This is a genomic window from Streptomyces sp. NPDC031210, assembly GCF_055570395.1.
Genome location: NZ_JBVIHH010000002.1, coordinates 329,113 through 348,546 on the forward strand (window position 1 = coordinate 329,113; position 19,434 = coordinate 348,546).

Consider the following 19,434-nt stretch of genomic DNA (forward strand, 5'->3'; position numbering starts at 1 on the left):
GGGGAACCAACCGAGCGCACTAAGTCTTCGCCGTCCGGAGGCGCGTCAGCAGCGTGCCCACCAGCGGAACTCCACTCGCTTCCACGCACGGCCCCTGTGTGCCCATCATTCGGAGTCCTCCGCATGTCTGCTCAGCCGACCCTGGCCGCACTTTGCGGCTTCCACTGTGAGCACACGCCCAGCAAGAGCCGCATCCTCGCTCTCGTCCACCACCGAGAGGGACCTGCCTCACTGCAAGCCGTTCTCACCTGCCGGCAACCCGAGCTCGCGCAGCAGGCAGTGGCCGTCCTCCAGCAGGCCATCGGTTCTTCCGCCGACGCTTGGAAGTCCGAGCCGCTGGAGAAGCTGTGTGCCCAGATGCCTGATGCTCCGGCTTCCTCCCTCCGCAATGCCGCACGGCACGCGCTCGCGGGCGTCTGGCCCATGCCTCCAGGCAGCTTCCTGAAGTGGGAGCAGATCGCCGATGGCCTTGACGACGACCCGGACGAGGACGACGCCGACGCGGTTAGGCGCGCCGTGCGTACCCCGGACGACGCGCGACTCGCTGACCTGGCTGGTCCCGTCATTCGGGTGGAGGTACTCCGAGAGTTCCACGTACATGACCAGCAGGCCGTGTTGAAGGCAGCCAGGAGCGCGGGCTGGGAGCCCCTGCCGAACGAGGACCTCGAGGGCGACGACCCTCAGGACGTCGTCGGGGCCGTCATGTGGCTTGGGGAGTCCGACAGCGAGATCGAGGGCGCGGACACGGTCACGGACACCTCCCAGGGCCTGAGGCTGCGCACCGAGAAGGGGCATGAAGTCGCCGACTGGAGCGAGGAAGCGGTGGTCGCCGACTTCGGTGCAGGCTGGCGATACTCGGCGGCTGTCCGCCGGAGTGAGCCGGCGAAGCCGTGTACCAAGGGGAAGACCCTGGACTTCGCGGTGCTGTTCCCGATGGAGGCACCGCACTGCGACGACACGGAGTGCGAAGACGAGCAGTGCGAGTGGCAACTCACACCTCGAACCGCCGACGTCCTCTACACGGAGCTGTGCGTGCTCGCCGACCAGGCGTACGACGACAGCGAGGAACTCGGTGACAGGCCCGTGGTGCCCGGCGAGCACAACGGCCACTGGGGAGTGTTCGCCTATCTCCCGAAGTTGACCTTCGCGGCCGACCTCCAGTGGCGCCGCCGGTTCGCTCGGGCCGCCGACGACCTCGCCGGTGACCTCGAACGCGGGCAGTGGCCGGAGCCCACCTGCACGGCCGAGGAACTTGCCCTGCATCTCGCCATCCGTGACGCGGGAGACCGCAGCAGTGAAGGCGATGCCGCTGGTGACCACGGTAGGCTGCCCACCCACCGTGACGACTACGACTTCGACATGTGCTCCGAAGTGTTCTTCCAGGACACCGACGTGCTGATGCTCTACAACGCTAGCCTCGACGGGATCGAGGACCCGGACGGCGAGACGAACCAGCACATGGGCATCGGCGATCTTCGTGCCGCAGCCTGGTTCGAACCGTTCCTGAACGTCCACGCGCGAGATCCTCACCGCGGATTCCGCCGCTGATCGTCAGGCAGCGTCCTGGAGGATCGTGACCGGGATAGTTCAGGAAGTCAGGCTCTTGCGGCGGACCCTGAGGGAGTACGTGGTGCCCTCGGGTCCGCTGCAGCGGCTTCACCCGACCGAGGTGGCCACGGCCCAGTCCTTCTGCTCTCGCATCTGCGCGGCGAACACGCCGAGACTCTCGATCTTGCACCCGCAGTCCAGCACGACCTCGATGCCGATGTACGGACTGCGGGAATTCTGCTCGCCGCCCGACTTGGTCCACCGGACCTGGTGCACATGCTCGGCCAGCCCGGTTCGCTGTACGTCGTGTTTGATGCCATGGGCTTTGGCGTACTCGTCCAGATCGTCGATCACGAACAGATGGCTGGACCACTCCCTGGGCCACACCGCGTACAGCCTCGACTCGCCGGCCACTGCCCTCTCGTACGTCGCCCGGTCTGTCCCGTGGATGACGCTGCACTTCTCGGTTCCATCGTGTGCCTCCCGATACGCCGGACCCCAGCCCCTGGGCCCTCACAAAGATCTTCTCCCAGATTTCTCCCAGAGCTCGGGCCTCGTGGTGAGCCGCGCGAGGTGAGAAGGGGCGCTTGCCGCGTTGCAGTGGCACGTTTGCTCGGGGCCCTACCTCGACTGGAGCGGGTGATGGGAATCGAACCCGCGCCCTGAGTTTCGGAATCAATGGCGCCGCCCCTCGTCAATGGGGCTCTGACCTGCGTAAGCATTGTCCCTGCGGTGGTGTGGGGAGCGTCAGTAGGCACCGTATCGACCGTGACGTACCAACGGTTGGGGCACAGGTAGGGCAGGCCCGGTTACGAGTCGGCTGATCCGCCGACAAGCCTCCCCTCGCGATGGCTAGAGAGGCGCGAGCGCGTGGGATCAAACGCGAAGTTGCTGCCCAAGTGCTCAGTGCCAGCGCGCTCATCAACCTGCTTTCCAAGTCTGTTGGTGGGGTGCTGAGGCTTGTGCAGGGGCGTTCCCCCTCCCGGCATTCACGCCGGGCTATCCCCCGATACGGGGCTGCTTTCCGATCTCCTCTGCACGACCGTGAACGCCGCTGACAGCCTCATGTTGCCTCCGGTCACACTCGCCTAGCTCAGTCGTCCCTACGTTTTTGTTCATTGGGATGAGCGAGCCATTCGTAGGGTTGGCTCACCCAGGGGCGCTGGGTGTGGCTTTCAGTCGTGTGCCGTTCGTGTGGCTTCGGACGATTCGCCGCCCGGCGTCCCACGACGACTCGGCTGCTCATTAGGAATTGCGGCACTGATCGCTCAGCAGCGACTCGACAGCGAGGTCGTCTGCGGTACCCGTGTTGGAGCGATCTGCGGAGAAGTACATGACAGCGATCTGGGCCGGTATCGACGCCGGGAAGACCCATCACCACTGTGTGGTGATCGACGGTGCTGGCAAGCGGCTGTTGTCGCGGCGGGTGGCGAACGACGAGCCCGAGCTGCTGACGCTCCTGGCCGACGTCCTGGACCTCGGTGACGAAGCCACCTGGGGCATCGACCTGGCAGACGGCGGGGCCGCTCTGGCGATCGCTGTCTGCTCAACCACGGCCAGCCGCTGCTCTACATACCCGGCCGGACCGTCAACCGTGCCTCGGAGGGTTACCGGGGCGACGGCAAGACCGACGCCAAAGACGCGGCGGTCATCGCCGACCAGGCACGCATCCGCCACGATCTGGCACTGCTTCGGCCCACCGACGAGCTGGTAGCCGAGCTGAAGGTCCTCACGCGCCGCCGTCGCGACCTCAGCGACGACCGCATCCGGACCATCAACCGGCTCCGCGGCCACCTCACCGAGATCTTCCCCGGCCTGGAACGCGAACTCGACCTGACCAACGTCGGCCCACTGGTGCTGTTGAGCGGCTACCAGACCCCGGCCGCCATCCGGCGCACCGGCACCCGGCGGCTGACCACCTGGCTCCGCAACCGCAAGGTCGTCCGCCCCGACCAGCTCGCCGCCAAGGCCGTCCAGGCTGCCGAGAACCAGCACACCGCCCTGCCCGGTGAACAGATGACCGCTCAGGTCGTCCACTCCATCGCGAGGGAGGTGATGGCCCTCAACGACAAGATCGCCGAGACGGACAAGCTCATCGAGGGGCGGTTTCGCCAGCACCGCCATGCCGAAGTGGTCGCCAGCATGCCCGGCATCGGACCACTGCTGGGAGCCGAGTTCCTCGCCGCCACCGGCGGTGACCTGAACGCCTTCGACAGCGCCGACCGGCTCGCCGGATTCGCCGGCGTGCCCCCGTCGCACGCGATTCCGGAAAGTTCAGCGGCAACCTTCACCGACCCACCCGCTACAACCGCCGACTTCAACGCGTCTTCTACACCTCCGCGTTGATCAGCATCCGCTGCTGCGACGAATCCCGCCGCTTCTACGACCGCAAGCGAGCCGAAGGCAAACGACACAGCCAGGCCGTCATGGCCCTCGCACGCCGACGCGTCAACGTCCTGTGGGCCCTCCTGCGTGACGAACGGTGCTACCAGCCCACACCGCCCGCCACCCTCGCGGCTTGACAACCTCATTAGGAATCGTCTTCGTCGTCAATCTCGTCTTCGATAGTGCCGATCATGTCCAGCAGGTGTTCTTCCACCGGGTAACCGTCGTCGTCCTCTTCCACGTACAGGGAGAGCAGCGAACCCATCGGGTACCACGCCTCACCGTCGTGGTCGGCAAGCTTCTCGGGGGCGACCACGAACGGGGTCTCTGTCACCCACCCGCCCGGCTCGGTGAACAGTGCGGGCGAGTTGCTTTCGTCGGGGCGGTGGGGCTCGTAGCCCCACACCATGCCGAAACGCTGACGCAGAAGCTCACCGATGTACCACACAGCGCCCTGAATGAACTCGCCGGTCCTGGCCGCCGATACCTGCTCGTGCGTCTCGTACCGGGACCGGACGAGGTCTTCCAGCTTCTCTAGTGATGCATCGCTGAAGTCCAGTTCTCCGGCGATGCCGGAGCTGTGGGACCAGCGCTCGAACGTGGATGCTCGCTCGTTTAGCCACGCCAGCAGCTCTGGGTGCTGCCGTGGGGTGCTGCCGTGGTCTATGCGGTCGCTCATGGGTGTCACTGTAGGCAACAACTGGGCGGCCAGCGGTGGAAGTGCCCTCGACAGATGGCGAGTTCTGACCTGCCACAGCCGATACCCGTTGTGCGATCCGACAGTTGCGCCCCTAACCTGGGGCTTGGCGGAGGCATGACACGGGGGTCGCACCGCCCAACCACCTGTTCCCGAGAGCCCCCGCAACCAGGGACGTTCGTGATCACTGACATACGCGCACGTGCACAATCCCGCCTATCCAAGGCCGTAGCGGTTCTGGCTGGTGCGGGCATCATGGTGACCGTCCTTCCCGGCCTGACCGGAGCCAGCTTCGCCGCACCGGGGAACACCGCCCACTTCACTACCGGCAAGCGTTGCGACGAGATGCATCTGGGCAAGAAGCTCCCGCGCACCCCGGCGAACTCCGGAGCGCCCGGCAGCGGCCAGTACGACGTTCACCAGGGCCTGCCCGAGGAGTACTTTTTCGGTCACGATGCCAGGGGATTCGACGCGCTTCCGGCTCCTACGCCGCAGCAGAAGGCTCAGATCAAGGGCACCGACAAGAAGTCCCTCGACAAGGAAATCGACGACTGGGACGCCAAGTACGCCAAGTCCGGCGACCCGGACGACAAGGCGATGGCGATCTACGCTCGCCACAAGCGGAACCAGGTGACCGCCAATCGCCCCACGCAGGACTTCAAGAAATGGCTGAAAAACAAGTACATCACCGCCCAGCAGAACAACCACAAGGGCTCGGCGTTCGAACGCAAGACCGTCAAGGACTTCAACATGGTCGGTCCGGACTGGAAGTGCGAAGTCACCGTCGAGATCCGCGACAAGAGCGGCCATGTCCTCGCCCGCCGCAAGTACGACGCCTACAACGAGAAGAAGGGCGAGTTCGCCGAGTTCAAGTCCGACGGGAAGTACCGGCGCCACCAGTTCAAGGCCGACGAAATCATCCTGCGGCACAAGGAGCCGGTGGATCCGGCGGATCCGGCGGGCTCGAAGGAAAAGGATTTCACGAAGAAGAAGCTCGTCATGTACGCCGGCGAGAAGACCAACAACGCCACGCGTACCAACTACCGTGATCTGAACAAAACCCTCCAGGCTGAGCGCGGACGGCCGGACAACCAGGTCCGTATCTACCAGCGCCAGGCCACCGGCAAGGGCGTTTTCAAGCAGACCAAGTACACCCGTTCTTACCCGGTGATGAACCCCAACCCGAAAAAGGGGTCCATGGGGCCGATCAACAACGCGGCGTTCGACTCCGGCAAGACCTTCAAGGAAGCCAAGCAGTATCAGCGCGAGTACATCCGTGCCAACACCCGCAGCGCTCTTGGACGCGGCCCAGGTGGCGTGGATTTCTCCACCCTGGAACTCCAGTACGTCGGCGACCCAGTCAAGGGCAAGGGCCTGGACTACTCCTTCAAGGCCAACTACATGCCCGACGAGGACAACAAGCCTGGCTACGGCGGACAAGCCAAGCTCCAGCTCGCCTCCGACGCCATGTTCACGTGGCTCGCGCTCACGCCGGAGAAGTTCTGGGTCAACCTCAATCCGGATCAGCCTGACAAGGTCATGGACGCTACGTTCGGGAAGACCGATGCCGGCCGTGTCCTGCTCCAGGCCGACCTGGAGATGAAGCACGACTACGCCCGCGACATGGACCCGCGCTCCGAGCCTGGCAAGACCTACTGGGACGCGATGAAGGCGGCGGGCCTGCCGTGCAGCCACAGCCTCCGCAACTGGATCGTGCCAAAGCCAGCCAAGGTCCGCGTCGATGAGAACGGCATGTACATCCTGGACGCGCCGCTCAAGGTCAAGTCCGCGCCGATCGACTTCACCACACCCAGCCCCAACGGCTCCTGCGACCTGACCAAAGCCCAGGTCAGGACCTCTCAGCGGCTGGTCGACCAGTACATCATCCCGGATGTCGAGAAGAAGGTGAACACGTCCCCGAAGTACGCGGACCTTCGCCGCGTCTACAAGTCCCGCGTCGCGGCCGAGTACATCCGCCAGCAGGACCAGGACCACCCCACCGACTTCCACGCCATCATCAACAGCAACAACGTCAGCCGGTGGCCGCTTCGCGACCCGAACAAGACGTGGACGCCGAAGAAGACGTACGACGACTACGTCATCTCGTTCACCAAGGGTGACTACAGCTACCCGTGTGAGTACAACGGGCAGCAGAAGACCTGTGTGATGGGCGGTGTCGACTTCTCCAAGCAGCCCCAACACAAGATCACTAAGGCCCAGTTCCAGATCGAACACCCGCGCCTGGACACCACCACCAAGGACTCTGTGCGCGCGGAGACCTCCTACCGCGACACCGAATCCGCCTACATGGGCGGCAACGGCGCCGGCCGGATCGACCACGGCGGCACCCCCGACCCGGACCCGACGCCGAAGCCCACAGACCCGGGGAAGCCCACAGGCAAGCCGACCACCCCGCCGGCGGACCCGACACACACTCCCACCTCCCCGGCCCCGACCGGGGGCGGCCACGGTGAGCCGTCCACCCCGCCCAACGAAAACGATGGTGGCGGCCTCGCTAACACCGGCGCCCAGGTCGGCCTAATCGGGGCCATCGCCGCGGTTCTCCTCGCCGGAGGCAGCGCACTGATCTGGTGGCGACGCCGCCAGGACACCGGAAGCTGACCGGGTAGCCCCACCGACCCGCTGACGGGAAGCGGCCCCGCACACCAACAGGTGTGCGGGGCCGCAGCGGCCTCTACGTCATGCCGCTGTGCATCGGTGAACTTGGTGCCGCAGTCGATGCAGATGGGACGCTGCGCTTTGCGTGTTAGCCCTCTCGGTCAACCTCTGTCTTGTGAAAGCGAATTCACGCGATCGGCTCGCCGGAAGCGGCAGCCGCACCCGCTGAGACCACAGTCCGCGAACTTCTCCGTCAACCGTGCCGACGACCCCGAGAGATCGAGAAACGAATAAGCCACTGACCTGGGGCTTCACTCTGGAGCGGGTGACGGGAATCGAACCCGCGCTCTGAGCTTGGGAATCAGGGGGCTTTCGGGTGCCTGGTGTCGTCCTGAACTGCCAAGATGCCGCAACTGGCGTGGGGGTGCCCACTCGAATCTCTGCCCCTCGGTGGCCGTTGTTTACCGGTCTACCTGGCACGACACTGGCACGGCGGGCGATGCGGCCCTGGACCGGAGCATTTCCGCAGGCGCCGGATCTCTGCCTGCTGCGGGCAGAGCTGCCGACGGGGGAGGATTGCTTGCGCGAAGGAACGCCCGGGCTGCGGCCTGGCATGTGTGGCCGCAGCCTCCGCTTTAAGAGTGGGATCGAATCCCTGATGGGCGGTGCTCGTTCATGACGGGTGCTGCTGTCCGTGCAGGTCAGGAGCATCCACCATGGCGGTTAATCCCGCTCGTGATGGCTGGTGCTTGTCGATCTGCTCACGCATCGCTCATGCGCGACGGGCCTCTGACCGGCTGTATCGCAGCAGTCAGGGACTTCTCCGGCTATGCGAGCGGGGAGCTCCGAGCGGTCACTGGGTGCGAGACACGTTCAGGTAGGACTCCAGCTTGTCTCGCGACTGCCCGTGGTAGCGGTAGCTCGTACACCTGAATATGCCCTTTCCACACCCGCTCGACGCGGATGCGGGCTTCCGGGTTCGGGCCGGGGCTTGCGAAGCAGGAGCCGCAAGAGGAAGTCTCTGGCGCGGCCAGCCGGTCTTCGCGCGCGTCGAAGCCGCGCCGGCATGCGGTGCAGCGCATCGGTAAGAAGTACCGGTTGCGGGTTCGCGCGGAGCCGCTTCGACCAGCAGTCTGCCGGCGTTCGGACGCCCCAGTGACCTCGTGAATCCCGATTCGCGTGCCGATGGGCAGGTCCTGCCGGTTCCGTGCAGGCACAGCATCTCCCTTAGCGTCCGCGCCTCTCAATGGCTGTCCGCAGTGTTGCGCACGGCACTGACAATCCGATCTCAGATGCGCGCTTTCGCCATCGGCTCGCTCGGGCCCATCGACACGGGTGAGGGATAGGGCAACAGCGGCGTTGTGGCGCTTCTGATGCCGCGACCTGATGCACAGGTGGCGGTCGTGGACGGGCAGGGAAGCTGATCAGGTGTCCTGCCCGGCCCAGGCGGCTAAGACCGTGTCCTACGTGGTGAGGCATTGTTCTGTAGCAGCATCCCGGTAGAGGCAGGACCTCCACCTGCGCCCGCGGCGCGCCGCACGTCTGCGCAGAAGCGGCGGCAGAGTGTCACCATGCCTAAGGGCTGTCCCGTAACTGACCGCGTGAGTCGACAGTGCTCGTTCCGGCGGCGAGGATGCGTGCGTTGTTGATTCGTTCGGAACCGGTCTGGGGGTACCTCGTTGCAACTGCCCGTTTGAGCAGTGGCGGGCGTCCCGGCCCTCCTCAAGGGGTGGATCGACGTTGAGAGACTCCAGCTACGGGATCTTGGGGAACCTTGCGGTCGACGCTGTTGTCTCTCGCAGGGGTTGCGCCCGGCCTGGCAGGATCCACACACGGCTGCTCCATGGCGGACGCGCGACCCGCGCCTGGCCGAAACGGGGCGCGGTCGGCTCGTCGAATGCTTCCGTCCGCATCGCGCGCCGTGGTCCGCGCCGTGGGCAACTCCCAAGCTCGCCCGTACGCTGCCCCGCAGGGGTGTCCGAAAACCGCAGGAGGTGCGGGCCATGACCCGATTCATCCGACGCATGAAAGCCCTGGCCGTCTCCCTGGCGTGCATCGCAGCATCACTGCTCGGATTTGGCAGCCAACCAGCCAACGCCGTTGTCAACGGACGTGATGCCCATGAAGGTGAGTATCCGTGGCAAGCAATGCTCGTCATCCACCGAGGTGGCAACAAATACCTGTGCGGGGCCGAAATCATTCACCACGACTGGGTTATGACCGCAGCTCACTGTGTAACCGACCAAACCAGCGGCCAGCCCCCCGTCGATCAGGTGACAATCTATGGGGGCATCGTCCGTCGAAACTCCACCGAAGACGCCGAGAGACGACTGGCTACCGAAATTCGCGAGCATCCTGACTACTCGCCAGGCAACCGGCACGGCGACCTGGCGTTGCTGAAACTCAACCAGCCGATGCCCGGATGGCTCACGCCTATCCCGGTGGCTGATCACGACCTCAGCGGGAGCTTGCTCAATCCGCCACCGGCCACCGTCCTCGGATGGGGCCAAACCTGCACAGGCGGGCTCGGTTGCCCTCCGCTGTCGGACATCCTGCAGGTTGGCGAGAGCCATGTGCATTCGGGGATCCAGTGCCTGACCGAGGATCCCACGTTCGATTCTTCGATCGAAAGCTGCATCGGAGACATCGCTGGAGTCCAGGAATGCGCCGGCGATGATGGTGGCCCGGCCGTCCAGTGGATCGACGGGCAACAGCAGCTGGTGGGGATCAACAGCAACGACCCCGCGCTGTGCGGCACCGGCGCCTCGGTGTACACCCGGGTCGCCCACTACGCCGACTGGATCAAGGACCAGACCAACTGAGCCTGACCGCGCTCTCGCAACAGGGAGTGAACAGAAGACGGCCCGACTCTGAGGCTCCCTGTAGCCCAGTTGCCGATCCCGCGACCCTGCCCGGGCGCCCAGGCCGAGAGCGGGAGCGACAGCAGCATCGTCATGGCGCTGACCGCCGAGGTCGCTCGGCTGAAGAAGCGGCACCACCAGAAGGTCACGGAGCTGCGGAAGACCCTGGAGGAAGCCCATAGAGAGAACCTGGTTCTCCGCCGCGAACTTGAGCGCCGAGGGTGGTCGCCACGCTAGCCGCTTAGACTCTAGTGACGCGGCTTCATACTCCCCGGGACAGTCCAAACACCGTTGCGCACGGCGTCGAATCGGCCCAGGGTAACGCCGCTGGAGAAGGGCACCGATGACTGCACCCACATCACATGGCCCGCGTGACCACGACGTTCAGCCGGGAGCAGCCTTCGGGCGCGACGCCGGTGCGGAGGACATCGTCGATGACCACGTCCGCAGGTCCCGATACCTTCAGCATCTGACGCGCACGCTTTCGAATACCTCCGAATCGGTTCCGACCGCTCCCGTCCCCCGAGTGATTGTCCAGTTCTGGGACGACCCTGCAAGGGTCCCCGCCGACGTGCTGGAGTGCATGGCGAGCTGGACGGCGCCGGAAGGGCAGGGCTTTCGCCGGGATGTGTATGGCAACGAGTCGGCGCGCTCGTTCATCGAGGCTACGTACGACGACGCGCACGTGGCAGCCTTCGACGCCTGCCCGCACCCGGCTAGAGGCCGAACCGCGCGACATAGAGCGAGCCGTGCTGGGCGCACAGCGTATAGTCCTCGTCACCGATCCCGGGCCGCACCACCCCGACTCGGCACGCGACCGCGCCAAGCAGCGCACCCTCGACGAGCACTTCGTGCGCCGCTCGGACAGCATCGAGCGGGGCCGCCGAGTGAGCGTCTACGAACGAACGGAGTGAACGGGTCGCCCACCGGGCAGACCCGAAAACACCCGCGTACGGAACGATCGCGGTCTAACGCCCGGAGCCAGCCGTCATGGCGATGTCTGGGTCCGGGGTGGGCGCCCGATACGTCCTGTTCCTCATGCGCATGTGTTTTGGCTGGCCGCTCAGCGGTATGTAGCTGGATCAGCACAGGCTGCGGCCGTAGTTCAACACCTCAGTGATGTCGACCTTCAAGCCGTGTCCGAGCTCGGGATCGTCGGCCCAAATGGGCTCCATGGACGGGTAGCCCGAATCGTGCGCCGTGCCGTTGACTCCGTACTCAGTACCGTCGGCCTCGAAGGTGACGGACGTGCCGTCTCGGCACCGCAGGTGCCGGAGTCGACCGTGAACGGCCACTCGTCGAACCGGGCACCGGCCACCATGACGCTGTGCGTGTCGGCAGTCGACGAGTCTTGGTCGTCGCTACTCACGTTGCTTGCAGTCGGATCTGCGGACGGGGTGGTGTCTGGGGTGTCGCAGCTCTGCACGAAAGCCAGGATGAGCATCAACACGAGGAAGCTGCCCGCGATGGCCGTTCCGAACTTGCTCGCTTGTCTCGTCTCGTCAGGCAATTTGGCCCCTATGCCAGCGGATGGCGAATGTAGCCCTATGCAGCATGGCCGGTCGGGCGTGTTACCGGACCGTGACATCGGGTTTGAGTGGGGTTGGCGAGTGCCGGGCTTTTACGGTTGTCCTGCGCCTGCTCGGCTCGCGGCCTAGCTAGGGCGGGGTTTACGCAGCAACTGGTAGAGCCTGGATGCGCTCACGGAACTCCCGGACCGCCGGAACCGACCCGTGCGGGCCGAGCTGGTCGGCGAACTCTTTCAGCCGGTTGAGGGCTCGCATGGAGCTGACTTGGTCTTCGAGGAGCTCGGCCCCGTAGTTGGCGGCGTCCAGCGCACCATCGAGGTCGCTGCCTGCGAGGCGTGCCTCAGCGAGTCGGCTGGAGCGTACGGCCTTGTCCTGGGGTGCGGCCTTGCTGACCGAGGTCTCCAGGGAGCTAGTGGCGCGTTCCACTTGGCCGGAGCGCAGCATGACCTTGCCTTCTGTCGACTTCATCTGCGCCTCGCCGTACCAGTCGAGCCAGTCGGGGACTTCGTCATCTGTGCGACGGTCCCATAGCGCGAGTGCGCGGTTCAGCGCGGTGCCGGCCTGCTGGTGGTCGCCGTCACGAGACAGTGCTTCGGCCTGGTGCACGTAGAGGAACGACTGGGTGTAAGGCGGCAGGGCGCGGGGGGCGTTCTCGATGGCGGTCGTGATGAGTTCAACGCGTTCTGCGGTCCGCCCGGCTTCGGAGACGTGGACGCCCATCTCAGCGAGGACGAAGGCGCCGAAGGCGTCGTCCCCGGCTGTGCGCGCGCTGCGCAGGGCTCCTACGTAGTATTGCTGCCCTGCGGAGCGCAGGCCGGCGTCGTACGCCATCCAGCCGGTCAGGTGGGATACCCGTGCGGCCAGGCCGTACAGGCGGCTGCCGATGTCTTCTGTGTAGCGGCCCTCGCTGAGGAGGCCGGAGATAAGGGCCAAGTCGCCTCGCGCCTGTTCCAGGAGCCTGGCGCCGCCGAGCTGGTCGTCGAGGGCGCGCAGCGTGCCGATGCGCTGCTCGATGGTGGCGACCATCGTGTCGGTGACGCGGTCTCCGTTAAGTGCCGAGGCGAATGCTGATGGCGCCTCGGACCAGCTTGCTGCCAGGCCCGCGAGGGCGGTGCCTGTAATGGTGAGAAATCCTCGACGGTCCATGCGTCCACTCCCGACCAGATCAGCCAACGCTTCCACGGTACCGGCCTCGGTCCAGGGAGCAGTGAGGCCGGTCACTTCCCAGACGGGCAGCCAGTTGGGCCACGGAGAAGCTTGCGCCTGAGCGGCGGGGACGCGCAGCAGGTCAGCGAGGACGCGCTGCGCGTCGGTGTCTGGCTCCTGCCCCTGCTCCCACTTCCAGACGGTGGTGCGGTTTGTCGCCAATGAGATACCCAGCGACTTGCCGTGGGCTTGCATGAGTCGAGCGAATTCGGCCTTCCCCCATTCACGCAACTGGCGGATGTAGGTCAGCGGATGGACTGCTAACGCCTCGTCCAGCACGTCATCGCTCCGTCCCCTCGCGGTGTAACTCGGAGACTACTCGGCGTGCCCACCATTGTTCACGGTCTCATCGAGAGAAACCCCCTGGAAACGTTCCGTCGGCGCCGCCATTGGCCGTTGACTAGCTGCACGCTGTTCGGGCCGCGAAGTCGCCACGCAGCCCCAGCAGTTGATCAGATCCGCAGTGCCGTCCCCGGCCCGGACGGCACCGCTCTCGATCGGCCTCGGAGGCGCTTGCCATGTCTACGCACGTTGCTCGCATCGCCCTCACGGGCGCGGAAGGTGAGGTTTCGCCCGCGCGGCGCGCGATCGTTGAGAACGTGCGGTTGTGGGGTGTGCCCCTGGACGACGAGACAGCCGATGTGATCCGCCTCGTCGCATCGGAGCTCATCACCAACGCCGTAATTCACGCAGGAGGCCCTGTCACTGTGGGCATGCACCATCAGCCGGGCCGGCTGATGATCGAGGTCCTCGACGGCAACTCTGCGGTGCCTCTGATGATCAAGGCCGGCCACGAGGAGGAGAGCGGACGGGGCCTGGCTCTGGTCGAGTCCCTCGCTGTTCGGCTGGGTTGGGAGCCCACTGCTGGCGGTAAGCGCGTATGGGCTGAGATCGCAGTAGCGGAGCCGCCGCCAGCTGACCGCGCTGCCGTCCTGCGCCGGTTCTTCACGGCTGCGCCGAGCCCTCATGCCAATTCGGCGACACGCTCGCTCGTCCTGGCGGTTGCCTGATGGCGGCGCAAACACAACGCCCGTCGGCGCCCCCGGATCCCGATGTGGTGTTCCGGCCGACCCGCCGGGACATCGATCCCGTATCGGGTCAGGCGACGGCGTACGCCCTGTGGGACCGACACGAGTGGCAGCCAGAGGGGGAGTGCTGGCTGTGGTGCGGACGGCGAGGCGTCGAAGTGACCTGGATTGGTCCCGTGCAGTCCAGTGGCATGCACGCTGCTTTCTACGCATGCAGGGCATGTCTGTACGAGTTGGATCAGCGAGTCCTACAAGCCAACATGCGGTCCGATGCCCGGTGCCTGCCCGACACAGGGCATCACCGACGGACCGACGCCCATCGCGCGGGTTACTGAACCCGCTCCAGTGCTGTCGAACGGTGTGACCCGCGGGTGTCTGTTAAGCCGCACCGCCAACGCCTCCGTACGCCAACAAGCTGCCCGCCGGACCCGGTGGGAGAACGGTAGAGGAAGGAGCACGCAGTGGGAGACACAACACCTCCGACCCAGGAGGGCCTCTTGGTCGCCGTGGAAGTCCTCGCGAGCGTCCACGACCGGCACGACAGCAGCGCATCCGATCCGGGGCAAGGCAGTTCCGGTGACGGCCCCTGGCCCGGCGGCGACGGCTTGAACCACGCGGCATAGCCGCTAGTTCTCCGGCGGAGGGGGCGCGCCAGCGTCCCCTCCGCCTCCCATCTGGCTCAAGGAAGGGAACAGCCCGTGAAGCACGCTTTGGTTCACGCCGTCGAGGAAGCGCTGGGATGGGATGGTCCCGCGCCTCTCGGCAAAGAGTTCGCCCGAGGAAGTATCAGTGACACCGAGCTGGTGCGGCGGTTGCTGACGCCTCCCCGCTTGCTCGACATGGTCATGCGCCGCAGCCTCGCCAACCCGCAGTTCCGTTTCTTCAAGGGCGGAGAAGAGCTGCACCCTGACGCCTACCTCAACCGGCAGGTCTCACCCCGCGGGCAGGCAATCCCTATGACGGATATGCGCCGAGTAGGAATCCTCCTTCGAGAGGGCGCGACGCTGGTCCTGGATCAGTCCAACGTCTTCGATCCCACGATGGAAGTGGCATGCCGAGCGCTTCAGTGGTGGTCCCGGGAGCACGTCCAGGCGAACGTATACCTCACCACCAACGACGCCGCCGGCTTCGATCTGCACTGGGACGATCACGACGTCCTCATCCTCCAACTGGACGGCGAGAAGCAGTGGGAGGTGCGTGGGACGTCGCGGCCCGTGCCCATGTTCCGTGACGCGGAGCGCAACAACACCCCCAGCGAAGAGATCGTCTGGACCGGCACGATGAAGGCCGGCGACGTCATGCACATCCCGCGCGGCTACTGGCACGCGGCCACCCGCGTGGGACGAGGCGACGGCCACAGCACCCACGTGACCTTCGGCTTCGCCAAGCGCACCGCTGTGAGTTGGTTGTCTTGGATAGCCGACTGGTCGCGCCAGGAAGAGGTATTCCGCCACGACCTCGATCGCTGGGGAGACCCCGAAGAGCAAGTTGCTCAGCAACTGCGGCTCTCTGCTGCCGCCTCCTCGTTGATCGACTCCCGTGGCCCGGCGGACTTCCTCAGGCTTCGCGAAGAGCAAGCCCCTGCAACCCGCCACGTCCCCTTCTTGGAAATCTTCGGTCCGCTTGAGGCTGTGGCGTGCGTTACGGAGTTCCCTCCCAGCATCCAGGTGGAGGGAGAGACGGTCATCGTGGTGGCCGCGGGCAAGAGACTGACCTTCGCGGCTAAAGCCCTACTGGCACTCCGCGTGCTCCTGAGCGGTCACCCCGTGCAGATGGACGTCGTCGCGCGCGTAGTAGGTAGCGAGGTGGAGGCAGTGGCGAAGATCCTGGTGGAGGAGGAGCTGTGCGCAAGCCTGACCCCCGAGTTGTCCTCGGGCTACACCGGTCTCGTTACGAACGCCGGATCCTGACCAGCGCGCTAGACCTCGGGATCGACGCGATCGACACCAGCTTTAACTATCACGCGTTCTCGGCCCACGCTGCCTTGGCGGAGGTCGGGGTCGAACTTCTCTCCCGCTTCACGGTGTCCACCAAGGTCGGATTCTTTCCAGGGGCCGGCCGAGCGGAGCACTCCCTCGATCCCCTGCGGCTCAGGGAAGCTGTTGAGCGGACCAACCGGGACCTCGGCCGTGCCCCGGATCTGGTGTTCCTTCACAACCCCGAACGATCCCTGCCCGACTCCTCGACCGCCAGCCGGGACGCCCTGAGTGCGGCCTGCGCAGCTTTGGAGAGAGCCGCGGGGGAAGGGCTGTGCGGGGCGTGGGGCATCGCCTCGTGGGATCCGCGCCCGCTGCCCGGCCTCATAGACGGTATGACGCCCAGGCCCTCCGTGGTCATGATTCGTGCCGGTCTCCTGGTCGGGATCGATGTCCTGCAAGCCTCGGAGAACCTCGCAGCCCGGTGGCACCTCAGCACGAACCAGCTCTGGGGAATGAGCCCCTTCGGCGGCAGTACCAAGGATCCGGTGTGGGCCAAGCTCGACCCGCGAGTGTTCGTTGAAGGCCCTGACACGCTCTCGGGCGTGCAGGCAGCCTTCCGGACCGCATACTCGCTGCCGCAAGTGAGCACTGTCGCTGTCGGCTCAGATGATCCCGTGCACCTTGCGGAGCTGCTCGATGCGCTGCGGTACGAGGTCAACGGCGCGAGAGTCCGCGCGTATCGGAGCCTCCTCCGCGAGAGGGCTCACCTTCAATAGGTCTCCGACGTATCGCTGCTGACTTCGATGACTTCCTCAGCCCCGCTGAAGTTCATCCACGATCCGAGCCGCCATCTGGCGTGCCGGTTCAAGTCGGGGGTCCTCAGGGTGTGCGTCGGGCGCCAGGATCTTCGCGCAGACGAACAAGGTCATCAGCTTGCCGTCCCGGCTCTGCAGGTCGCGCTGCCGTTCAAGGCGGACACGGTCGGCCAGGGCCGGAACGGCAAGGGAATTTCCCCACAGGGATGCGGCATCGAGCCCTTGAGGGGCCACGCCCCAGTCCTCCCAGTCGAACAGGCAGAACTGCGGTGCCGTCATGTTCGCCCAGTTGAGGTCGGCATGCGCCGGCTTCCACTGGCCCACCGCCGTGTCGAAGCCGCTGGGAAGGAACCGGCGGACCGCGTCGGTCACACCGCGCTGGGTGATCACCACAGTGTCCGGAGTGGCAACACGACGCGTGTGCTGGGCAGCGAGCGCGTCCAGAGATGCATTCAGCCCCTGCCACCATTCATCCGGCAGGCCGGGGTCGGCAGGTAGCACGCTGCTGCCGATCGGTTCTCCAGGCAGGAGAGCCGTCTCGTCGGCGCGCCACATCACGGCATCATCGGGCTGACGCCAAGCTGTGGCCCGATACCACTCGGGCTTGGCAATCCCTTCCAGCAGGGCTGCGCACTCGGTTCCGTTCCAGCCCTGGCCTCCGATTTTGGCCAGCGGACGTCGCTCGATGCGCACCCAGGTGTCACGGTCCGTCCGCGCCCCCAAGGAACGGCGCTTTCGCACCAGCGAGCTCCGGTCCAAGTGCGTTTGGAGGGCAAGCTCAACGTCTTGGAGCACGGCTTCGACCGGTTCGACGCGGAGATCAGCAGCGGCCGTAGTGGACAGGGAAGACGACACAGGGCCTCCTTGGCGACTGACCGACGCTACCGCCACTGGAGGGCGAAGAGCGAATCTGTGGCTTGGGTGCACTCCGCCCCGCTGGATGAGCTCCAGCGGGGCGGAATTGACCAACAGCGTCGGCGCGTCGGGGGCCCTTCACAGGCTGGTGACCGCGGCGCCGCGAGGGGGCTGATGTGGTGCGGCTGGGCCGGCCATGGACTCTCCCTCATGCGATGCGCGAGATGGGCGTCCTGATCACCGCCTGCGACCCTCACCTGCCCAAGGCCGAAGGTGGTGCGGAGCGCTTCCGATGGGGAGGCGTTGGAGCTGCTGTCGCCGTAGTGTGCCGTACACCGTGATCTGAGTTGGCGGGTCATAGCGGTGCTGAAGTCACCGGGGAATCTTCGTGTCCAGGTCTTTCACGGTGACTTCGGGGATTGACCTGCCGCCCTTTTTCTCTGGCCTGGTGGCATTCACGACGGGCGTGATGGCTTCGTACAACCTCGCGAACGCGGCATCGGGATCGACGCGATCGTGTCCACGCTGGTCCAGATAGTCGAGGTATTCGACCAGATTGCGTCCGCTCATTTCGACCGTCACCATCCCTTTTTTGGGCCGGGTGGTCTTGGTGTTGATCCAGGTTCCCTTGGTATACGCCCAAAGATCTTTGTGGCAGTGAAGTCTGAATTTCGGAATTCCGGCCGCTTTCCTAAGAGTCGCCTGATGGCCTTGCGGCGTCTCTGCGCAGGCGGACACGCTGAGAAACGCTCCGGATGCGATGGCGGAGCAAACCGCTCTCCGCATAAGAAAACGTTTCCTACGGCGGAAGATGCGACCAGCGCGCTTGGTCACAGGCTGGCGTGCTCGATGGCTCGATGCTGAGCCATGTAGTACTCAAGCGTCACCTGCATGCCGAGGATGGTCTTTTCGTTAGCCTCCAGCTGGGCCTTGGCTTTGTTCAATTGCTGCAAATACGATTCGGCTTTGTCTGTTCCGCTGCGACCCTCCCTTCCTTCTCCCTTTCGTACTTCTTCAAGGTGCCGGTCAGGGTCCGATCTCCTCCCTTGGGGGCCGGGATGCCCAATTCGCGCTTCCGCTTGAGCACCCAACTTTCGACGGTCTTACGTGGAACTTCATGCTGCTGGCTGATTTCCGGAATGGTCCTGGCCCCGCCGATGACTTGATCAGCCAGCTCGATGCGCTGTTCGGCGGTGACCTTCGACGCGAAAGGCATGATGTGGTTTTCTTCTTTCTACTCGATTGCCCGTAACAACTCGCTCACGTCCGCTGCGGTAACTGCTGCGCAACCCATCTCATCCGACAGTGTGAAAACCGTCTGTTGGCTGACGCCTGGTGAGGCACACGGGCAGTGACGGCACTGCCGACGCCGCACAGCACGATTGTGGGCGGCGACTGTTGGCTTTGTTTCTCCTCGGGAACTGCGGGCCTGGGACGTTGCCGCAGACGGCGTTGCTGGCAGGACCGCACATCGCCCCGCCATCGGGAGTCCCTCATCCGCCCGCATGGCGGTCATCTACGGCGGCCCGCACGGAACGCTTGGGCCTGGCGGCAAGATGCCGGTGGGCGAGCTCGGCCAGGCGTGCCTGCTCCGCCTCCTTGCGTTCGGCTGCCCAGCCTTCATCCGTGTAGGCCGGCCCCATAACTTCACTATGTATGACTCCGCGACTGCCCTGTACTCACCGCAGTCGAAGAATCTGCTGACGTAGCTGTTAATCACGGTGCTGGATGTAGGTGCTCAGGTGATCTCAGGTGAGTGTTAGCTCCCAGGCATCTAGGTCCCTCTTGAGCGCCTCCAGTGAGGGGAAGGGTTTCATGAGCTGCGCGAGCTTCTTGATTTGTGGGGCCCCAGAGGCGGTGGCGGACAGGCACAGGGAGGAGTGAGCGACGTGTGACCCTTCGATTTTTCACGCCCGTTCTTGCATTCCGGATGCCGGGGCTTGAAGCTATCCTCCACGGCTCGCGCTTATAA

At 65.2% G+C, this 19,434-nt stretch carries 14 protein-coding genes and 1 pseudogene; 9 read left to right on the top strand and 6 right to left on the bottom strand.

The window, feature by feature from the left end; all coding sequences use genetic code 11:
* The first annotated feature begins 123 nt into the window (after positions 1 to 123).
* The gene (locus tag ACZ45Z_RS05165; RefSeq protein WP_468356315.1) at positions 124 to 1,548 is read left to right on the top strand and encodes a hypothetical protein; all 1,425 of its coding nucleotides are present in this window, start codon (positions 124 to 126) and stop codon (positions 1,546 to 1,548) included.
* A 108-nt stretch (positions 1,549 to 1,656) separates the two neighbouring features.
* Here ACZ45Z_RS05165 and ACZ45Z_RS05170 read toward each other — a convergent pair whose 3' ends face one another.
* The gene (locus tag ACZ45Z_RS05170; protein WP_468356318.1) at positions 1,657 to 1,935 is read right to left on the bottom strand and encodes a hypothetical protein; all 279 of its coding nucleotides are present in this window, start codon (positions 1,933 to 1,935) and stop codon (positions 1,657 to 1,659) included.
* A gap of 946 nt (positions 1,936 to 2,881) precedes the next feature.
* Between ACZ45Z_RS05170 and ACZ45Z_RS05175 the strand changes: the two are divergent.
* Positions 2,882 to 4,070, top strand: a pseudogene (locus tag ACZ45Z_RS05175) (IS110 family RNA-guided transposase).
* 8 nt (positions 4,071 to 4,078) lie between these two features.
* Here ACZ45Z_RS05175 and ACZ45Z_RS05180 read toward each other — a convergent pair.
* A complete protein-coding gene (locus ACZ45Z_RS05180; RefSeq protein WP_468356320.1) occupies positions 4,079 to 4,612 on the bottom strand; it encodes a hypothetical protein in 534 nt (177 codons plus the stop codon).
* A 273-nt stretch (positions 4,613 to 4,885) separates the two neighbouring features.
* Here ACZ45Z_RS05180 and ACZ45Z_RS05185 point away from each other — a divergent pair, with 273 nt between their 5' ends.
* The 4 genes from ACZ45Z_RS05185 (at position 4,886) to ACZ45Z_RS05200 (ending at position 11,024) form a co-directional block, all read left to right on the top strand.
* A complete protein-coding gene (locus ACZ45Z_RS05185; RefSeq protein WP_468356323.1) occupies positions 4,886 to 7,252 on the top strand; it encodes an LPXTG cell wall anchor domain-containing protein in 2,367 nt (788 codons plus the stop codon).
* A 2,000-nt stretch (positions 7,253 to 9,252) separates the two neighbouring features.
* The gene (locus ACZ45Z_RS05190; protein ID WP_468356326.1) at positions 9,253 to 10,071 is read left to right on the top strand and encodes a S1 family peptidase; all 819 of its coding nucleotides are present in this window, start codon (positions 9,253 to 9,255) and stop codon (positions 10,069 to 10,071) included.
* A 69-nt stretch (positions 10,072 to 10,140) separates the two neighbouring features.
* Positions 10,141 to 10,347, top strand: coding sequence for a hypothetical protein (locus tag ACZ45Z_RS05195; RefSeq protein WP_468356329.1), 207 nt, complete (start codon positions 10,141 to 10,143; stop codon positions 10,345 to 10,347).
* Positions 10,348 to 10,859: 512 nt separating this feature from the next.
* Positions 10,860 to 11,024, top strand: coding sequence for a hypothetical protein (locus ACZ45Z_RS05200; protein ID WP_468356332.1), 165 nt, complete (start codon positions 10,860 to 10,862; stop codon positions 11,022 to 11,024).
* A 756-nt stretch (positions 11,025 to 11,780) separates the two neighbouring features.
* Here the strand turns inward: ACZ45Z_RS05200 and ACZ45Z_RS05205 are convergent.
* The gene (locus ACZ45Z_RS05205; RefSeq protein ID WP_468356335.1) at positions 11,781 to 13,124 is read right to left on the bottom strand and encodes a transcriptional regulator; all 1,344 of its coding nucleotides are present in this window, start codon (positions 13,122 to 13,124) and stop codon (positions 11,781 to 11,783) included.
* 239 nt (positions 13,125 to 13,363) lie between these two features.
* Here ACZ45Z_RS05205 and ACZ45Z_RS05210 point away from each other — a divergent pair, with 239 nt between their 5' ends.
* The 3 genes from ACZ45Z_RS05210 to ACZ45Z_RS05220 all read left to right on the top strand — a co-directional run bounded on the left by ACZ45Z_RS05210 (position 13,364) and on the right by ACZ45Z_RS05220 (position 16,568).
* Positions 13,364 to 13,855 carry an ATP-binding protein gene (locus tag ACZ45Z_RS05210; protein WP_468356338.1) on the top strand — a complete coding sequence of 164 codons (492 nt, stop codon included), beginning with the start codon at positions 13,364 to 13,366 and terminating at the stop codon, positions 13,853 to 13,855.
* A gap of 716 nt (positions 13,856 to 14,571) precedes the next feature.
* On the top strand, positions 14,572 to 15,783 hold the full coding sequence (locus ACZ45Z_RS05215) for a JmjC domain-containing protein (protein WP_468356341.1): 1,212 nt from the start codon (positions 14,572 to 14,574) through the stop codon (positions 15,781 to 15,783).
* Positions 15,717 to 16,568 (top strand): aldo/keto reductase, encoded by an 852-nt coding sequence (locus tag ACZ45Z_RS05220; protein WP_468356344.1) that lies wholly within the window; start codon positions 15,717 to 15,719, stop codon positions 16,566 to 16,568. The genes ACZ45Z_RS05215 and ACZ45Z_RS05220 overlap by 67 nt, the downstream gene beginning before the upstream one ends.
* A gap of 36 nt (positions 16,569 to 16,604) precedes the next feature.
* Here ACZ45Z_RS05220 and ACZ45Z_RS05225 read toward each other — a convergent pair whose 3' ends face one another.
* From ACZ45Z_RS05225 to ACZ45Z_RS05235, 3 genes are all read right to left on the bottom strand, one after another.
* Complete coding sequence (locus tag ACZ45Z_RS05225) at positions 16,605 to 17,462, bottom strand: hypothetical protein (RefSeq protein WP_468356347.1); 858 nt, start codon at positions 17,460 to 17,462, stop codon at positions 16,605 to 16,607.
* A gap of 372 nt (positions 17,463 to 17,834) precedes the next feature.
* Positions 17,835 to 18,200: a hypothetical protein gene (locus ACZ45Z_RS05230; protein ID WP_468356350.1), complete on the bottom strand. Its 366-nt coding sequence runs from the start codon at positions 18,198 to 18,200 to the stop codon at positions 17,835 to 17,837.
* 202 nt (positions 18,201 to 18,402) lie between these two features.
* Entirely contained in the window at positions 18,403 to 18,678 is a 276-nt protein-coding gene (locus tag ACZ45Z_RS05235) for a hypothetical protein (protein WP_468356352.1), read from the bottom strand.
* Positions 18,679 to 19,434 lie beyond the last annotated feature (756 nt).

Excerpts from the sequence above, each read along its gene's own strand:
- ACZ45Z_RS05165 (WP_468356315.1), top strand. The coding sequence starts at position 124 with ATGTCTGCTCAGCCGACCCTGGCCGCACTTTGCGGCTTCCACTGTGAG.
- ACZ45Z_RS05180 (WP_468356320.1), bottom strand. The coding sequence starts at position 4,612 with ATGAGCGACCGCATAGACCACGGCAGCACCCCACGGCAGCACCCAGAG.
- ACZ45Z_RS05185 (WP_468356323.1), top strand. The coding sequence starts at position 4,886 with ATGGTGACCGTCCTTCCCGGCCTGACCGGAGCCAGCTTCGCCGCACCG.
- ACZ45Z_RS05190 (WP_468356326.1), top strand. The coding sequence starts at position 9,253 with ATGACCCGATTCATCCGACGCATGAAAGCCCTGGCCGTCTCCCTGGCG.
- ACZ45Z_RS05210 (WP_468356338.1), top strand. The coding sequence starts at position 13,364 with ATGTCTACGCACGTTGCTCGCATCGCCCTCACGGGCGCGGAAGGTGAG.
- ACZ45Z_RS05235 (WP_468356352.1), bottom strand. The coding sequence starts at position 18,678 with ATGCCTTTCGCGTCGAAGGTCACCGCCGAACAGCGCATCGAGCTGGCT.